Origin of the sequence: Acinetobacter rudis, assembly GCF_000829675.1 — a bacterium.
In the GTDB taxonomy this organism is placed as follows: domain Bacteria; phylum Pseudomonadota; class Gammaproteobacteria; order Pseudomonadales; family Moraxellaceae; genus Acinetobacter; species Acinetobacter rudis.
In genome coordinates this window covers 149380-165093 of record NZ_BBRX01000001.1, presented here as the reverse complement: position 1 = coordinate 165093, position 15714 = coordinate 149380, and the positions used below count along the sequence as shown (strand labels likewise).

The 15714-nt window shown below is 35.7% G+C and carries 13 protein-coding genes; 6 read left to right on the top strand and 7 right to left on the bottom strand.

The genetic code is table 11. From position 1 onward, the window contains the following. Positions 1 to 8 precede the first annotated feature (8 nt). The 4 genes from Aru01_RS00705 to Aru01_RS18570 all read right to left on the bottom strand — a co-directional run bounded on the left by Aru01_RS00705 (position 9) and on the right by Aru01_RS18570 (position 5369). Positions 9 to 2549, bottom strand: coding sequence for a fimbria/pilus outer membrane usher protein (locus tag Aru01_RS00705; RefSeq protein ID WP_162183594.1), 2541 nt, complete (start codon positions 2547 to 2549; stop codon positions 9 to 11). Positions 2550 to 2621: 72 nt separating this feature from the next. After that, positions 2622 to 3296 (bottom strand): fimbrial biogenesis chaperone, encoded by a 675-nt coding sequence (locus tag Aru01_RS00700; RefSeq protein WP_016656169.1) that lies wholly within the window; start codon positions 3294 to 3296, stop codon positions 2622 to 2624. Between the two features lie 100 nt (positions 3297 to 3396). Next, positions 3397 to 3954 (bottom strand): fimbrial protein, encoded by a 558-nt coding sequence (locus Aru01_RS00695; protein ID WP_016656168.1) that lies wholly within the window; start codon positions 3952 to 3954, stop codon positions 3397 to 3399. A 1286-nt stretch (positions 3955 to 5240) separates the two neighbouring features. Next, complete coding sequence (locus tag Aru01_RS18570; RefSeq protein ID WP_255209860.1) at positions 5241 to 5369, bottom strand: NUDIX hydrolase; 129 nt, start codon at positions 5367 to 5369, stop codon at positions 5241 to 5243. A gap of 310 nt (positions 5370 to 5679) precedes the next feature. On the opposite strand from Aru01_RS18570, the gene Aru01_RS00690 reads away from it, so the two are divergent. Next, positions 5680 to 6918, top strand: a complete 1239-nt coding sequence (locus Aru01_RS00690) for an MFS transporter (RefSeq protein WP_016656167.1) — start codon at positions 5680 to 5682, stop codon at positions 6916 to 6918. On the opposite strand, the gene Aru01_RS00685 is transcribed toward Aru01_RS00690, so the two are convergent. The 3 genes from Aru01_RS00685 to Aru01_RS00675 form a co-directional block, all read right to left on the bottom strand. After that, positions 6890 to 9478, bottom strand: a complete 2589-nt coding sequence (locus Aru01_RS00685; protein ID WP_016656166.1) for a TonB-dependent hemoglobin/transferrin/lactoferrin family receptor — start codon at positions 9476 to 9478, stop codon at positions 6890 to 6892. The genes Aru01_RS00690 and Aru01_RS00685 overlap by 29 nt on opposite strands. 181 nt (positions 9479 to 9659) lie before the next feature. Continuing rightward, a complete protein-coding gene (locus tag Aru01_RS00680; RefSeq protein ID WP_016656165.1) occupies positions 9660 to 10643 on the bottom strand; it encodes a FecR family protein in 984 nt (327 codons plus the stop codon). After that, positions 10633 to 11181, bottom strand: a complete 549-nt coding sequence (locus tag Aru01_RS00675; protein WP_016656164.1) for a sigma-70 family RNA polymerase sigma factor — start codon at positions 11179 to 11181, stop codon at positions 10633 to 10635. The genes Aru01_RS00680 and Aru01_RS00675 overlap by 11 nt, the downstream gene beginning before the upstream one ends. A 167-nt stretch (positions 11182 to 11348) precedes the next feature. Here Aru01_RS00675 and Aru01_RS00670 point away from each other — a divergent pair, with 167 nt between their 5' ends. The 5 genes from Aru01_RS00670 (at position 11349) to Aru01_RS00650 (ending at position 15530) form a co-directional block, all read left to right on the top strand. Beyond that, entirely contained in the window at positions 11349 to 11942 is a 594-nt protein-coding gene (locus Aru01_RS00670; RefSeq protein ID WP_016656163.1) for a biliverdin-producing heme oxygenase, read from the top strand. Between the two features lie 100 nt (positions 11943 to 12042). Further along, positions 12043 to 12471, top strand: coding sequence for a YbaN family protein (locus Aru01_RS00665; protein WP_016656162.1), 429 nt, complete (start codon positions 12043 to 12045; stop codon positions 12469 to 12471). A gap of 94 nt (positions 12472 to 12565) precedes the next feature. After that, positions 12566 to 13288, top strand: a complete 723-nt coding sequence (locus tag Aru01_RS00660; protein ID WP_016656161.1) for an SGNH/GDSL hydrolase family protein — start codon at positions 12566 to 12568, stop codon at positions 13286 to 13288. A 383-nt stretch (positions 13289 to 13671) separates the two neighbouring features. Next, positions 13672 to 14235: a LexA family protein gene (locus tag Aru01_RS00655; protein WP_016656160.1), complete on the top strand. Its 564-nt coding sequence runs from the start codon at positions 13672 to 13674 to the stop codon at positions 14233 to 14235. After that, positions 14232 to 15530: a Y-family DNA polymerase gene (locus Aru01_RS00650; protein ID WP_016656159.1), complete on the top strand. Its 1299-nt coding sequence runs from the start codon at positions 14232 to 14234 to the stop codon at positions 15528 to 15530. The genes Aru01_RS00655 and Aru01_RS00650 overlap by 4 nt, the downstream gene beginning before the upstream one ends. The last annotated feature ends 184 nt before the right edge of the window (positions 15531 to 15714 follow it).

The window sequence follows — 15714 nt, the reverse complement described above, 5'->3', positions numbered from 1 at the left end:
TCATTTCCTTAAGGTTGCGCTGCAGCTAGTTGTTCTGCGCATACTGCTTTAACCATATAGAGTCCATTTAAAGCTTCAATTTTCGTTAAATCAAATTCTGCAATGCAATGATTTGCTTGCTTGTCTGCAACCCAGTCCACGCTGACCGAACCCTTTTCTTCGTTTGATAACAAGTAAACCTGATTAAAACTTGCGACCATTGCGGTATTATTTCCACCAAATGTTACTTTAGATCCCATCGGTATATTTTCATGTTCAGGACTCTGCAACGTTATTAGTACCTTATACCCCTTGCGTGCTTTAAAATCGGCAAGAATTAATGCACCCTTAGTTGGGATAATTTGACTAATAATAGTCTCTTCAATTTCAGCATTTTCAGGAATACTTTGTGTATCTAAGGCAATCTGGTTTTTTCGATAAGGAGATAACCCAGGATAAACCGCTAATCCTGCAGTTGATGTGGTCGCTGTTGCACTATTAAGTGCTTTAACCCCTTTCACTTCTTTAGTAACAATCAGTGCATTTGTTGTTTGTAGGGGCTTAGACATTAAAGCACCATATTGGGTCGCCAATAAGGTTCCCGCAATATTTGCACTCAGGTTCTGTTGATCGCTTCCCCGATAAGAATACCCTGCACTTAGATGAGCAACTGGGGCATCATAACTCCCACTGAAACCACCATAGTTTTTATCATCATAACCTTGATATACATTCCAATTTGCTTGTAAACGATCACCTGATAAACCATTTAACTGTACCATGTGATTATTTTGACCGCTGGTACTACGCCCGAGGTTATAGCTAGCATACAAAGGCTTCTTACCAAATGACAAAGGCATACTGACGTTAAAGTTAATACTATATTTTCCATTACGATTTGTATCTTCCGCTGAGTCATCGTAATAAGTATAAAATAGACCATAACTGATTTTGTTTTTTGATAATGAGTATCCGAGGTTATAAGAAGTTAAGTCCCCTTGATTACGGTATTTATAACTTGCTGCATTAAAGTTAATCATTCCCCATTGATTTGGCAAATCTTGTACTAAAGTTACATTATATTGATGTTTGACTTTATCATTTAAGGGAAGCATTGGATCAATTAATTCAGTATTTGAGTTGTTCCCGTAGTTATGTCTCATGACATCATTAAAATCATAGAAACCCGATGAAAAATATTTATAACCAGCAAAGTTTAAAGAAGTATTGGTCGGTGTGAAGGATTTACTATAATTGATTTTAAAAGCATTACCTTCTTTAGTACTAGATTCATTATTACCCAGAATTACATCTGAATAATTTGTTCTCTTCTCAAAGTCACTGATGGCGTGAATTACATTTGCAGAAACTGCACCAAACTTACCAAGGTTTATCCCTTGACCAAATGAAAACGCTTGATAATGTTGTGAAAGTTGGCTACCTAAAGCTATCGTTATAAAATCTGTTAAACCATAAGTCACTTCAGCTTGAGTGAGAAATTCATTGTTATTGTCATAGTCACTATTGTCATATTGACCCAATGCAACATGATAATTCAGATTTCCTTTACGCTCTAAAAAGGCTAAGGTCGTAAATGGAACAATCTGACGCTTTATTTGTCCATCTGAACCAGTAATTTCAACAGTAATATTTCCTCCATTATTTGCCGGAAAATAATCTGTCAAATAAAATGGTCCTGCAGGCACAGCTTTTTTATAAATCATCCGTCCATTTTGGTGAATGGTTACAATAGACTCACTATCTGCAATACCGGTAATACCTGGTGCATAAGAATTATACTGACGAGTACGCATCATACGATCACTTTGTACGATTGCTCCGCGGATTTTAACGCCTTCAAAAATAGCCGATGAACTATAGTTATTTCCTAAAATAATTTCTGAATCAATTTGAGGAATATTTCGACTCAATGTCGTACTTAAGTTTGTCCAAGTATCCTCTCCTTGCGCATCATGTGACCATGTGGAATATTGCTTGAGACGCCATGCGCCCCAATTGGCACTTCCTTGCAAACTCGCAAATGTACTATTTTCAGTTTTTGAATTATTCCGACTGGAAAACTCAGAGACACTATAGTCTAAACGCAGTGCAGGTATGCCATTATCCCATTGTTTTCGTTCGAAAAAATCAATCCTATCTTGAACTACATATGCTTGAGGTAATTGTAATAACAGTCGGTTACGATTAAGATCCAGATCAGACTTTGCATAATCTAAACCTGACCAGTCCACACACTGTTTTCCATTTTCTAGTTCAATGACTGAAACAAGAGAAGGTGTTTTAACTCCATAATGTTCTAACTCACTAGGCAACAAACAAGGTGCTAATTTTTGTTCATGATCAGCATTACCATAAGCGTATAAATAAATATTACGATGTTCAATTTTATTATTATTAATAAAGATATCGAGTTTATAATCCCCGGGCAAACTGTCTAACTCATTAAATAAGGTCAAGTCTTCATTGCTATAAAGTTGCTTATCGTTTGTGCCAATATTAAGCATATTTGGATCAAAATATTCTTTGGCTTGAACAGTATGAGAACTCATAATGAGAATAGACAAAGAGCTTATAATGTATTTTAAAGTATTTCTTTTAATGTAGAACATTGCCTACTGCTCCTAAGGCTCAAGTAAAACCGATGTTCCATAATCATTTATGTACTTGATCGCTATCTTACTTTGTGGCGTAGCCGAAAAACCTATAGCCAGTTTTTCTATCGAATTTGGAGCAATATAACTCTTAGATTTTAACTCATGACCATTTACGCTGATTTCCGCAATATTGATATAAAAAGGGCTTGGGTTATTTAATATTAGTTGATTGTTTTGAATACTCCATGAAACTTTCTTTACCTCTTCTTCTAAAGATAACTTACCTACCATCGTGGGACGGTAAATCATTTTAATTCGATTAGTCATTGAATACTTTAAGACGTTTTCTGCATCAACAGGGGTCGGTGCAATAAACTTCACGTTTAACCAATAAAGTGTCTCTTTTTCAGGTGAGAGCGTAATATTTTTAGTCAGCTGTATGGTATTTTTTTGTTGCGGACGAAGTTTTAGTAGTGGTGGAGTAGCAATAAAATCAGGTGATATATCACCCTTCTCGTTTTCGATCCAGGATTGAGCAAGATAACTTGTATTCTTATCGGTATTAAATGCCACTACAGATTGATTGCGATCTTTTTCCGAATAAATAACCCGGGTAGTTTCTAAACCAAAACCAGCATGTGACGCTTGTACAGCAGAAAAACAAAAAACTAGACTCAGCAGTTTCTTAGATAATTGCAACATTAAATGCCTCTTCTAAAACTCAAAATTCGTATACACCTTCTAGCCCATCATTGAACTAGAGGGTGTATTAGGTCACAGGAATATTTTTACTCAGGAGAGCTTATTTATATTCAATTTTGAAATTAAGTGTTGCGTCTGCACGTCCAGCATTAAAATCACTATCCTTTTCAGCATAACGATAATACTTAGCTAACATTTGATATTTATATTCGCTTTGGCCATCTTTGAATTTTTTCTGAATCACTGGCGTACCATCAATCAGAATATCTTCACCATCTTCATCATATAAGGCGATACCAATCCCCTTAGCTATACCTTCTTGGCCAGATTTATCAAGTTCTAAAAGATCACCAGTGCTATCTACAGTTTTACCAGTAAATGAAACACTCAAAGTTCCTTGATCAGGGCAATCCTTAAGTTCAATCTTAATTTTACCCTCATCACCAACACCTGAGCTTTCACTTCCTCTTGAAGGAAAAGCACTTGTAGGATGACGACCCATATTTACTGTTGCGTTCTCTCCCCCTTCATTGCCATTAATGTCAATAGCACATGTCGCGTTGTAAATTATTCCATTGAAATTAATAACACCTGTTTGCTCTGCAGCAAAAACTTGGGTCGTTGATAAAGCACAAACAGCTAAAATGATTTTTTTCATAATAATTCCCAGATTCAAAATCTAATTTTCATTCATTTTGATCAAACAGATTTGAACAAATCCAATCGCGATCTTAATTAGGTTATTTAATATTATTTTTTATGTAAATAGACGATTTATATAACTGAAATATTGTTTGAGATTTATGTTGAAATATTTATTTTTTTATGAAGTTGACCTAAATAATATTAAAAAGCCATTTAAATGATCATTTAACATTTGGTTAGAAGTGCTTAATAAGGAAAATCTTTCGATCAATCTTAATTATCTCTATTACATATTAAATTTAATAAAATAATACTTTATTCTCAGAATAAATTGGTATAATTATTTAACATATAAAATAGTAAATCTAACTATGTAAAACTCATTCAAAAATTATAAGTACCATAGCTTCTAATTTACAAAACCTAATAAATATGAAGATATAATAAGACATTTAAAGTACTAGAGAGATGAACTTTAAGCGAATAATTGTATATTTTTTAACATATTTTCATTATATTCTGTCGATAAAATCCGAACCAATAAAATTCATATTGTTTAATCATATTAAATAATAATCCAATTAAACGTATATTTAAAATACACTTTAATAAAGCAAGTTAACTTTTTCTAAAAAAGAAAATAAAATTATTTTTTTCAATTATTTTTGTTTCTGAGGACTAAAAAAAGCTTAAACATGGGTTTTTATAAATAATTCCCTTCACTTTTAAACCAACCATTTTACTATGTTTATAAAATAGCAGTCAAAATTATCGTTACGTTAACTGTTTAATAAATATTCCATTATGTGATTTATGCCATAAAAATTCTTATATATGAGATATTATTAGCTATATTAGTGCACATTATTAGTCGACAACTATTACAACGCCCAAAAATATAGACTACATTTTATTTTCCTTAAATACTAGGAATAAATAACACAATTTCATATATTTATTTAGTCACTGCTTATAATAAAGACAACCATATAAGTCCTATTTTAGTGAATATTCATTCCTCATGACCCATATTTATTTAGAAGGAGTTTTAAGCACTTTAATCAAAGTAAATTGTATGGTCACTTTTAGAATTTTTAAAAAAATATTGTATTTGTTGTACTGTGACTCCTACCATCGAAATCTCAGTAAGTTGATCGGGACAAAGAAACCAAGAGCCGATGTTTCATGACTGATCTTCAATTGGCCAGACTGAATCTCACAGGAAAAAATTGCTTTATAAGTATGTAAAAATATCTCAGATTGTGGGTGTTTACATCGATCAAACAATACAACTAAGCGCTACATTTTAACCCTTAATCCAGTATCTTCAAATACCTCTTTTTCAAGGTTCTCAGCTGCTGATAAGTCAATATCAGCCCAACCACAAGACAATGACCATAAACCATCTTGTGTTTCTGTAACTGGCAAATATCTCGTCTAAAATATAGGGCTGATTGTGCCAATGAAGTCATTTGGCTCAAAATATTTAACCAATCTATAGAATTACTTATGTTGTGCTTCATCATTACCCTCCACTTGAAATTCATACTCTTCATCGCATATCGGTATCAGAGTAATTCAACTGTTTTAGAAAAATCTGAACATTCCCCTAGAAAAAATAGATTTATTATCTGATACTTAGTTATGATATGTTGATAAATCTTAGATCAATTTAACAACCCAAAGTCATTTTTACTCAAAGCCATTTCTACAACATATGATCAAGGGACCTGATTTTATGCGTGCGGAAAATTCTCAGGTAAATAGCACTCGGCGATTACAACGCTTAGCTATAACTATCATTACTTTTGCACAGTTATTTGCTACATCACTATGGTTTAGTGCCAACAGTGCTGCCTTTGATTTGATGCACTATTGGCATATCGGTATATCTGAAATTGGCTGGCTAAGCAATGCTGTACAAGCCGGTTTTATTTTAGGCACTTTTATCATTGCAATTACAGGATTTGCTGATCGTTTTGCTGCGAGTCGAATCTTTTGTTTTGCCGCTGTCAGCGGTGCACTATTTAATTTTACTTTTGCCTTTTTCGCACAGGGAATATGGGATGGTATGTTCTATCGCTTTTTAGTCGGTATTAGTTTAGCGGGGATCTATCCTGTTGGAATGAAACTTGCGGTACAATGGGCACCTTCACATAAAGCTCAAGTATTATCATTACTCGTAGCCATGCTCACTTTAGGCACGGCGCTACCTTATGCTTTAAATGGTTTAGCCATCAATTTGAATTGGCAACATGTTATGAGTATAGCTTCCTTATGTGCATTACTGGCGGCTTTAATGATTTACCTTTTAGGTGATGCAAAGCCACCTTCAGAGCAAATTGCAATTCATCAGCCTGCTGCAAAAACAAAACCTCCTCTTTTTCTTGCATTTAGAAATCATAAATTTAAAGCTGCTGCATTTGGTTATTTTGGACATATGTGGGAACTTTATGCATTTTGGACGGTCGTTCCTATACTCATAGTGCATACAAATTTAGCTCAGGCACTCGGTATTCATCAGGCCATGCTAAGTTTCTTCGTTATCTCTTGTGGTGCTGTAGGTTGTATAACTGTGGCGTGGTTAAATCGTTATTTTTCAAGTTCTACTTTAGCCATAACAGCTTTAAGCTTATCTACTTTGTGTTGTATAAGTTTTTCCTTAGGTTGGAGAGTAATTCCAGCTGGTGGATTGCTAGTCATTTTGGCGTTTTGGGGAGCTGCGGTGATTGCTGACTCACCGCAGTTTTCAGCACTATCGGCTCAAGCGTGCCCACCTGAACAAATTGGTGCAGCCTTAGCCATACAAAATGCTATTGGTTTTAGTATAACCATAGTATCTATTACTTTAGTCACCTCAATGCTAGAACGTGTAGGACCTGATGCAAGTTGGCTACTCATTATTGGTCCAGTATTGGGGGTCATTGGTTTTCATAGACAATATAAAATTAGAAACGCTGAGAAATACTCAGTTTAAAATCACGTCCTGTACCAGTCATATATTCCCCTAAGTACATTTTGTAGTCTCGATTAAGTAAGTTATCAATCGAGAAATTAACTTGTGGTCCACGACTACCAATAGGCTGCCAGTCAATAAAAATACCATGCAAAGAATAGCCCTTCGTCTTTGGTAAACTATAACTTCCTGCAGTTTTATCCGTATCTAGAATACTCCGTGTTTGGGCATCCACAAAAATACCGCGCCATCCCATGCTCAAATCATATTCTGGTACATTTACACCTAGGGTTGCTGTGGCTTTACGCGGTGGAATTTCTGTAATCCAAGTTTTTTGATCAAACCATGGATTAATTGGGGAATGGTCACGTTGACCACGAATATAAGAATACGTTAGTCCGGCAAAAAATAATGGTTGATTATAAAAGACCTCAGCCTCATAGGCTTTAGTTGTGTAATCGCCAATATTTCGATAAAAACCCTGATTATAATCACCATTACAATCTCGATAGCTTGCCTCTAGTCCTTGAGCAAGTTGATCTGCTTGTGCCTTACAGAATACTGAACGGTTTCTAAAAATCTCGTCTGAACCTTCTTGGCGATAATGGGTTAAACGCAGTTGTAAATGGTCATCATCTTGCAATAACTGACTAAAATTCATTTCGGTGCCTAAACGTAGTGCAAGCATTTTTTCAGGTTTTAAGTAGCGGCTCGTTTCAGACACGGTTGTACCTTTAGACTGTACATAATACTGTTCATCAACACGCGGCGCACGCCATGTCTGACTCACATTGGCAAACCAAGTCATATACTCTGCGGGTTGCCAAGCCAATACTAAACGTGGAGACCACCCTGTATAAGATTTAGCACTATAATCATGACCTGCCGTTGGATCATTATAACGCGGTGCCCGATTACCATAGCCCTGATTTTGAATATAGTCATAACGTAATGACGGTGTAATCGTTAACGTTTGCCAACTGAATTGATCCTCTACAAAAGCACTATACATTTGCTGATCACCGGCTGGCATATAAAACGGTTCATAAAATCCATAATTATATTGAGGATCTGTGTTTTTGCTTTTGTCATACATCACGGATTCTTGTTGCATTTTTTGATACTGCAAACCCACTTTGACCGTATGGGAACCATAACGTCCATCAAAATTACTTATATTTGAGAGTTTAAATGCTGTATTTACATAATCGACCCAACTTGCATTACCCAATGTGCTCGATGATACACCAGCAGCTTCAGGTATCCGTTCATCGTATTGCTGGGTCTTTGAATAGGAAATACTACTTTTTAAATTAATATAAGGATTATCTACAGGGTTAAATTCATAATGCAAAGAGTAACTGTTGTCTTGTTGATCACGTAACACTAAACGCCTTTTCCAAGCTAAGTCATAACCATATTTTTCAATATCTTTCTCGCTAGGAACAGCATCTTGATCTCGCATAGCAGCAAAGGGTTCCCATCCTTTATGGCCACTTTGTAATGCATTTAGGGTAATTTTCTGACTTGCTGTAGGGTAAAAGTTTAGCTTAGCCATATAACTGTCTTGTTCTTGGGCTGAATATAAAAATTTACTGCCATCTGGGCGCTCAACATTACCGCTATCACGTTTGGTATAAAGCAATACCGCATCAGCTAGAGAATCTACTGTTTTTCCATAAACAGCAGCAGTATAAGTATTTTGTGTATTGTTACTAGAGCGCGAGTATTTTAATAATGCACCAGTATTACGACCTTCACGTAACAGGTCTGCTGCATCTTTAGTTTCCATAGTGACTTTACCGCCAAAACCACCATTACCCACTTCTACATTATGAGGGCCTTTATCTACAGTAAGTTTCTTTAATAACTCAGGTTCAATAAAAACAGATCCCTGACGATATTTATCAAAAGATTTTAGCGATCCATCTAGCGTAATTGGTACATCTTCAACTCCCCCCATCCCTAGGATATTAATATTTTGACCTCCTGGACGAGGTGAACCGGCTGATGCAACGCTGGGCATATTATCAAGTAACTGAGCAACATTATTGGCTTGGTAACGATCTATTGATTTTTGGTTGAGCGTACTCTGGCCAAACTTAGCCGTATCATCAGCATTTGCTTTTAAAACAATAGTCGGCATTTGATAAAGCTGATCTGTATTTTTACTATTTTCAAGATAGTTTTTCTCAGTAGAACCCCCTGTTTTAACTGGAGCCTCGTGTTCGCTACGATCTTGAACAATATAACCAGCCGAAGTTTTTTTTATTTCAAATGGAGTATTGAGCACTAACGCATTAAAAGCCTGATCAAGCTGATATTTCCCTTGCAAAGCACCAGCTTGGTAGCCTGATAATTTGTTGGTCTGGATCAGTAATGAAACCTGACTTTGTTGAGCAACCTGCTGTAAAGAGTGCGTTAAGCTTCCTGCTGCTAAATGATACTGCTGTACAGGTTGTGCGAAAGCTTGATTGCTTAAAATACTTGCTGAAATGGCAATAGAAACAGCTAACGACAGTTGCGTTAATGCTGGTTTCATATGAAAAGAAAAATGCCGCATACCTCTACCTAAAGTCATAACTGGTCCAATTAAAGCTCTGCATCACCTTGGAAATTATTTTGTCGTTTCAAAGGTAATCAAATTCAAGATGTTTAACTATATGCCGTAGAGCTGAGTAAAAACCCGCAATCAAAAAAGTAAAATATTTTTTAAAACCCTAGCGCTCAATATGAGTAGTGATTGATCATAATATCGAATTTTAGTCTAGACCGATCAAAATGAGTTGATCTCCTAGTGAATGAATACTCAATTTAGGATATTGCATTGCAATCAACTCTAAACTTTGTCGCGGGCTTTGCTTTACTGAAATTACGGCATTGACTTTTATATGTGCCAATTGTTTAGTGTTATATATAAAATGTACTCGATGAAAGCGTTTTAATTGCTCAAGTAGCTCGGTTAAAGGCATATCTTGTGCAATGAGTTGGTTTTGTTGGAGCGCATTTTCCACACTGACTGAATCAATCTGTACAAGATTTGAAAATCCTGCCTGACTCACTTCAAGTTGTTGGCCAGCAGTCACGATCTTTTCTAATTGAGGCTGTTCTACCGACTTCGCTAAAACTTTGGAGTGTAACAAGCTTAGACGAGATCGCTCTTCTAACTGCTCTACAATAAAGCGTGTACCCAAGGCTGTAAAATGAGCTTGCCGCGTGTTGACCACTAAAGGTCGATGAGGATCTTTAGCAACCTCAATCATTATCTTGCCCTGAACCAACTCGATTTCACGTTGCTTGTGATCAAAATGAAAGTTAACTGCTGTATCGGCAGCTAAGGTAAGTAAAGATCCATCTTCAAGACGTAAATGCTGTTGTTCACCAATATCACTTTTAACATCTGCCCAATAATACTGATAAGGAATAACTTGTGCTGCGATATATGTACTGATACCAAGTACGCTTAAGCCAAAGAGTTTGCCCCAATTTTTTTTTACTTTAGATGTTGCTTGTTTATGTGCGGAAAATGAATGTTCTAATGTTTCTTTACGAATAACATGTCGAGTAGATAATTTTTGCATTTGCTCAGAAAAATGCATCATTTCTTCTACTTGTTTGGCTTCCTCAAGATGAAGTAGTTTCCATTGAATAAACTCTGCTTCAGCTTGTGCACGTTCCTTTTCATCATCCGTACTTAAACGCATCACCCATAGAGCAAGTTGAGTTTTATCAAGTTCAATAGACATGGTTGATATCGTCAAGACGTTGTTTACTTGCATAACACAGCGATAAACTCTGCGCTAAATAGCCTTGTACTGAGCGCAATGATTTATTAATTTTTAAAGCAATATCACTTTGGCTATATCCTTCAAAGTAATACATCACAAATGCTTGACGCACATAGATTGAGGTATCAGCCAAAGTTACACTCAAAAAATCCAGTAAATCAATTGCATCTGAAATATCCTGTTGACTGAGCTGTGATTCATATTGTTCGAGCTGTTGCTCTAAACTAGATAAATAGCTTTTTTCCAAATGATAGCGCCGTTGTTTATCAATCATGATGTGTTTAGCAATATGCAGCAAAAAAGCACGAGGTTCTTTGATATCTAACAGCTGCTGTTTATTTTGCATAAGTTTAATAAAGGTATCTTGTACTAAATCTGCTGCATTTATCGGATGACTAACACGCTGGTTTAACCACTGCCTTAACCAAACATGATGATCTAGGTACATACTTTCAATTAACTGATGTTGAGAAACTAGGTTGGCGGGAGTATCCATGGGAGAAACCATTTAAAAAGTGGTTTAAATAGTAATGATTATCATTCATTTTGATACTTGTTGTAAATATTTTATTAAAATTAAAAATAATAAAAAAAAGTTGCGGGTTTTAAGAGTCTGATTCGGCATACCTAATAGATTCAATCAATTTCTATGGAAGATCTCTTATGCACGCTATTAATGCTGAACAAATCACTAGTCTCGCCTTACGCTTAAAAACAGAAACTGCAAGTGAACATGAAAGAATGCATCAATTGATGAATGCTGCTGATGTGTTTGCCAATTCAGAAGTATATGGCCAATTCACACTATCACAATACTACTTCCAAAAAGAAATCGAATACTTATTTGAATTAGATGGTGTTGCAGCACTAATCCCCGACCTTGAAATTCGTGGTCGTTCAACACAGGCATTACTTGATTTAACCGATCTTAATATTCAACCTGCTGGTACCCATCTTCAAAGCAAAAATGCATCGCTTACTCAAGCTTTAGGCTGGATTTATGTTTCAGAAGGCTCAACTTTAGGCGCAGCATTTTTATTTAAACAAGCACAAAAACGTTTAGGTTATTCAGCTGATTTTGCAGCACGTAACTTAGCCGCTTACCCAGAAGGCCGTGCTATTGTGTGGAAGCGCTTTGTTCAAGCCTTAGATCAAGCTAATTTAAACCAAGAACAACAAGATCAGGTTGTTCAAGGTGCGCTTGATGCCTTTGCTTATTTTGGCAATGCCTTAATCGGCTTAAATCAACTGAAATAATTTAAAGTTTAAATAAATGTCAGTTGATTTAAAACCACTGACATTTATTTGTTCGACTTAACTCAAATTTGATTGAGATCTCAAGCAGACGAACCTAAATATGCAATCTGATTCCAATAAGCCTTCTACTGATTTAAATCAACTACACTTAGAAGCAGGTGTAAAACTCGCTCGTTCATGGTGGATTCGATGGCTATGTATAGCTTTGGCTTGGCTATGTTTATTTACTGCTGTATTGGGCTTATTTATTCCTGGCTTACCTACAGTCGATTTTGTCATGTTAGCTATTTTCTTTGCTGCACGTGGCTCTAAACGCTTATATTTGGCTTTAGTCAATAACCGTTATATAGGGCCAATACTTATTGAGTGGCAACAACATCGTCGTTTACCCAAAAAGGTCAAATATATATCTACCGTGAGTATGTCGGTTGCTGCTGTATTAATGATTTACCACATCCCTCACCCTTGGGTACTCTATCCCCTATTGGCTTGCCTTGTTTTCGCCTTATTCATTGTTTGGCGTAAATAATTTACCTATCTAAAATAACCAGTTATTTTACTAAACCCCAATTATAGATCTCATTTTAGGTTACTCTTGACCCAGTTCGTTTGAGGGGATAAACATGTTTAATAGTCCGATTGAAATATTATGCAGCCCATTATTAATTGCGCAAGGCATGTATACTAAATATAAAACACCACGTTTAAATGAAGCTGAGGGTGATCGGCAAGGTCAGGCTGGTCAGGGACAACGCTTAAGCTTATTAATCTGTGGTGATTCAGCTGCTGCTGGAGTCGGAGCAGAACAACAGGAGCAAGCACTTACTGGACAAATCTTGAGTCTACTTCAGCCTCACTATCAATGCCATTGGTGTTTAGAGGCAAAATCGGGCTATACATCAGCAGCTTTTCTCCAACATCTTGAGCAGTTAAAACCACAAGAATTCGATATTGCTGTACTTTCAATAGGAGTAAATGATGTAACCAAACCTATATCAGTCACAACTTGGATGCAAAATATTGAAAGAATACATCGCTTATTAATTGAAAAGTTTGCAGTAAAATATGTTATTTATACAGCTGTACCAGCCATGCATCAGTTTCCAGCCCTACCTTTTCCACTGCGTTATTTTCTAGGCAAAACAGCTAAGCAAATGAATCGACAATTACAAGCACAATATGCCAATCAAAAAAATAGCACTGTACTCACTATGCAGCTACCGATTAAAAAACATTTTATGGCTGATGATGGTTTTCATCCAAGTCCTATCGGTTATACCTTATGGGCAGAGCAAGTGGCAAAGTTGATTGTACAATACCAAGCTCAGATCAACATTGAGTTTTAGCGCTTCATTCATTTGAATAACACATGCATCCCAGATGGCAATAATCAACCCAATAGCAAAATCATACTGCTCGAAATACTTTCACTGAAGAACCAATAGCCCAAAAGTAATGAGAAGACAATTTGGCTATAAGCTAAAGTTCTAACGACTCTAGGATTCGCTCTGTCATAAGCATAAGTTAATGCAACTTGGCCCAAGGTTCCAAATACGCCTTAAGCGAATACCCACCCAATATCCTGTACAGCCAAAGCAGTAAACCGGCCTAGAAATTGGGTAATAATGACACTCACCAAAGTTGTAACACATGCGAATAATTTTTTTGTTGATTATCATGCTTAATAAATCTACAATTTGAATACGTGACGTATTCGAGATATAAAGAGATGAATAATAAACATGGTGGGAAGCGTGAAGGTGCTGGTAGAAAATCTAAGTATAACGAAATAACAAAAACTATTCGTGTCCCTGAATCAAGTATTTTAGAGATCAAAGCATTTCTAAATAAAAGAAAGAAACATGCTGAGATTTCAAATATTCGTCAAGTAGATCCTGTTACTCAAATTGAAATCCCCTTAGCTTCTGAGCGAGTTCAAGCAGGGTTCCCTTCCCCAGCCCAAGATTATGTAGAGAAAAAGTTAGATTTAAATCAACATCTCATTCGCAATATAAATGCTACCTTCATTGTCCGTGTAAACTCACTCTCAATGATTGATGCTGGCTTAGACATCAATGATGAGTTAATTGTTGATCGAAGCCTTGAGGCCAAACACCGTGATGTGGTTATAGCATTAGTTGATAATGATTTTACTGTTAAACGGTTAATGATTGAAAAAACTGAGCATTGGCTTAAAGCAGAAAACCCAGATTTTGATGACCTACATTTTGATGATGGCCAAGAGCTTATTATCTGGGGTGTTGTCACACGCGTTATTAAGAACTTCCGATGAAACAGCAGAATAAAATATTTGCACTTATAGACGTGAATAACTGCTATGTGAGTTGCGAGCGTGTATTCAATCCTAAATTAAATGGTCAACCCGTTATTGTACTTTCAAATAACGATGGCTGCGCTGTAGCCAGATCTCAGGAGGCCAAAGATCTAGGTATTAAAATGGCTGTTCCTTTTTTTAAAATTAAAGATATTGTACAAAAACATGATGTCCAAGTTTTATCGAGTAACTATGCCTTATATGCGGAAATGTCCATGCGCTTCCACAGCATACTTGCAGAATATGTTGCTCCTGAAGATCATGAGATATACAGCATAGATGAATCATTTCTAGAGCTTACTTCCTATTCTGAAATTTATGATTTAAGCGATTATGCTCAGTCGATACGTGCGCGTATTTGGAAATGGATTGGTTTACCTGTATGTGTCGGCATAGGTCGAACCAAGACAGAGGCTAAAATTGCTAACAATATAGCAAAGAAAAACAGTCATATGAAAGGTGTTTGTAATTTGCTTTCTATGGACCCCTGCGCCGTCGAAAGTTGTTATCAAGATATTGATGTTGCTGAAGTTTGGGGTATCGGTCGCAAACACTCAAAAAAGCTAAATACAATGGGAATATATTCTGTACTCGATTTAATTTGTGCCGATCAACACCAGATTAAAAAATATTTTTCCATTGTTATGGCTAGAACTGTTATGGAATTACAAGGGACATCATGTATTGGGATTGAAAATGCACCAACACCTAAAAAACAAATTATTGCTAGCCGTTCTTTTGGTGAAAGAATCACAGCATTGAGTGACCTCAAAGAAGCTCTTGGAAAATATGTACAAGATGGTGTCAAACGTTTAAGAGATGATGACTCTCTTTGTTCTAATATCATTGTGTTTATACAATCCAGCCCATTTGAAGTTGATGTTGCTTTTTATAACGAATCAAGGAGTATGACTCTGCCTGAACCAACAGATAGTTTGATTGATCTAATGAACTTTGCTTTTAAACTATTAGAGATGGTTTATAAAGAAGGTATTTCATTTAAAAAGTGTGGAGTAATATTTAATGACTTAATTAGCAAAAAATCATACATACCCGATCTACTGATTGATCATAGCCATCTTGATGAAAATCAAGATCTAATGCTTGTATATGATGAGATACAAAAGCGATTTGGTGCTACTAAATTAGCTATAGGGCCTTGTTATTTACCCAATAGAAGTTGGAGTATGAATCGAGCCAATTTAAGTCGAAATTATTTTAGTAAGGAAGGCATGCTTCTTATCAATAAATAAAAACAATATTCTTCTGATAATTTATATTTAATATATTATGCATATCTATCCATTAAAAATTATTTGTAGATCAAATCTAATAATTTCTCTGAATATGTAGTATCTTAAATCAAGGTAATCTATCAAATTTTACCATTTATTAAATTTAAGAATATGATTCTAAACTTTTTTTAATGTGAGATGT

What these genes read in the sequence shown, in the direction of transcription:
- Aru01_RS00685 (WP_016656166.1), bottom strand. Translation starts at nt 9,478, where the DNA reads ATGACTTTAGGTAGAGGTATGCGGCATTTTTCTTTTCATATGAAACCA.
- Aru01_RS00680 (WP_016656165.1), bottom strand. Translation starts at nt 10,643, where the DNA reads ATGTCTATTGAACTTGATAAAACTCAACTTGCTCTATGGGTGATGCGT.
- Aru01_RS00650 (WP_016656159.1), top strand. Translation starts at nt 14,232, where the DNA reads ATGAAACAGCAGAATAAAATATTTGCACTTATAGACGTGAATAACTGC.
- Aru01_RS00675 (WP_016656164.1), bottom strand. Translation starts at nt 11,181, where the DNA reads ATGGATACTCCCGCCAACCTAGTTTCTCAACATCAGTTAATTGAAAGT.
- Aru01_RS00670 (WP_016656163.1), top strand. Translation starts at nt 11,349, where the DNA reads ATGCACGCTATTAATGCTGAACAAATCACTAGTCTCGCCTTACGCTTA.
- Aru01_RS00690 (WP_016656167.1), top strand. Translation starts at nt 5,680, where the DNA reads ATGCGTGCGGAAAATTCTCAGGTAAATAGCACTCGGCGATTACAACGC.
- Aru01_RS00665 (WP_016656162.1), top strand. Translation starts at nt 12,043, where the DNA reads ATGCAATCTGATTCCAATAAGCCTTCTACTGATTTAAATCAACTACAC.
- Aru01_RS00705 (WP_162183594.1), bottom strand. Translation starts at nt 2,549, where the DNA reads ATGAGTTCTCATACTGTTCAAGCCAAAGAATATTTTGATCCAAATATG.
- Aru01_RS00660 (WP_016656161.1), top strand. Translation starts at nt 12,566, where the DNA reads ATGTTTAATAGTCCGATTGAAATATTATGCAGCCCATTATTAATTGCG.
- Aru01_RS00700 (WP_016656169.1), bottom strand. Translation starts at nt 3,296, where the DNA reads ATGTTGCAATTATCTAAGAAACTGCTGAGTCTAGTTTTTTGTTTTTCT.
- Aru01_RS00655 (WP_016656160.1), top strand. Translation starts at nt 13,672, where the DNA reads ATGAATAATAAACATGGTGGGAAGCGTGAAGGTGCTGGTAGAAAATCT.
- Aru01_RS00695 (WP_016656168.1), bottom strand. Translation starts at nt 3,954, where the DNA reads ATGAAAAAAATCATTTTAGCTGTTTGTGCTTTATCAACGACCCAAGTT.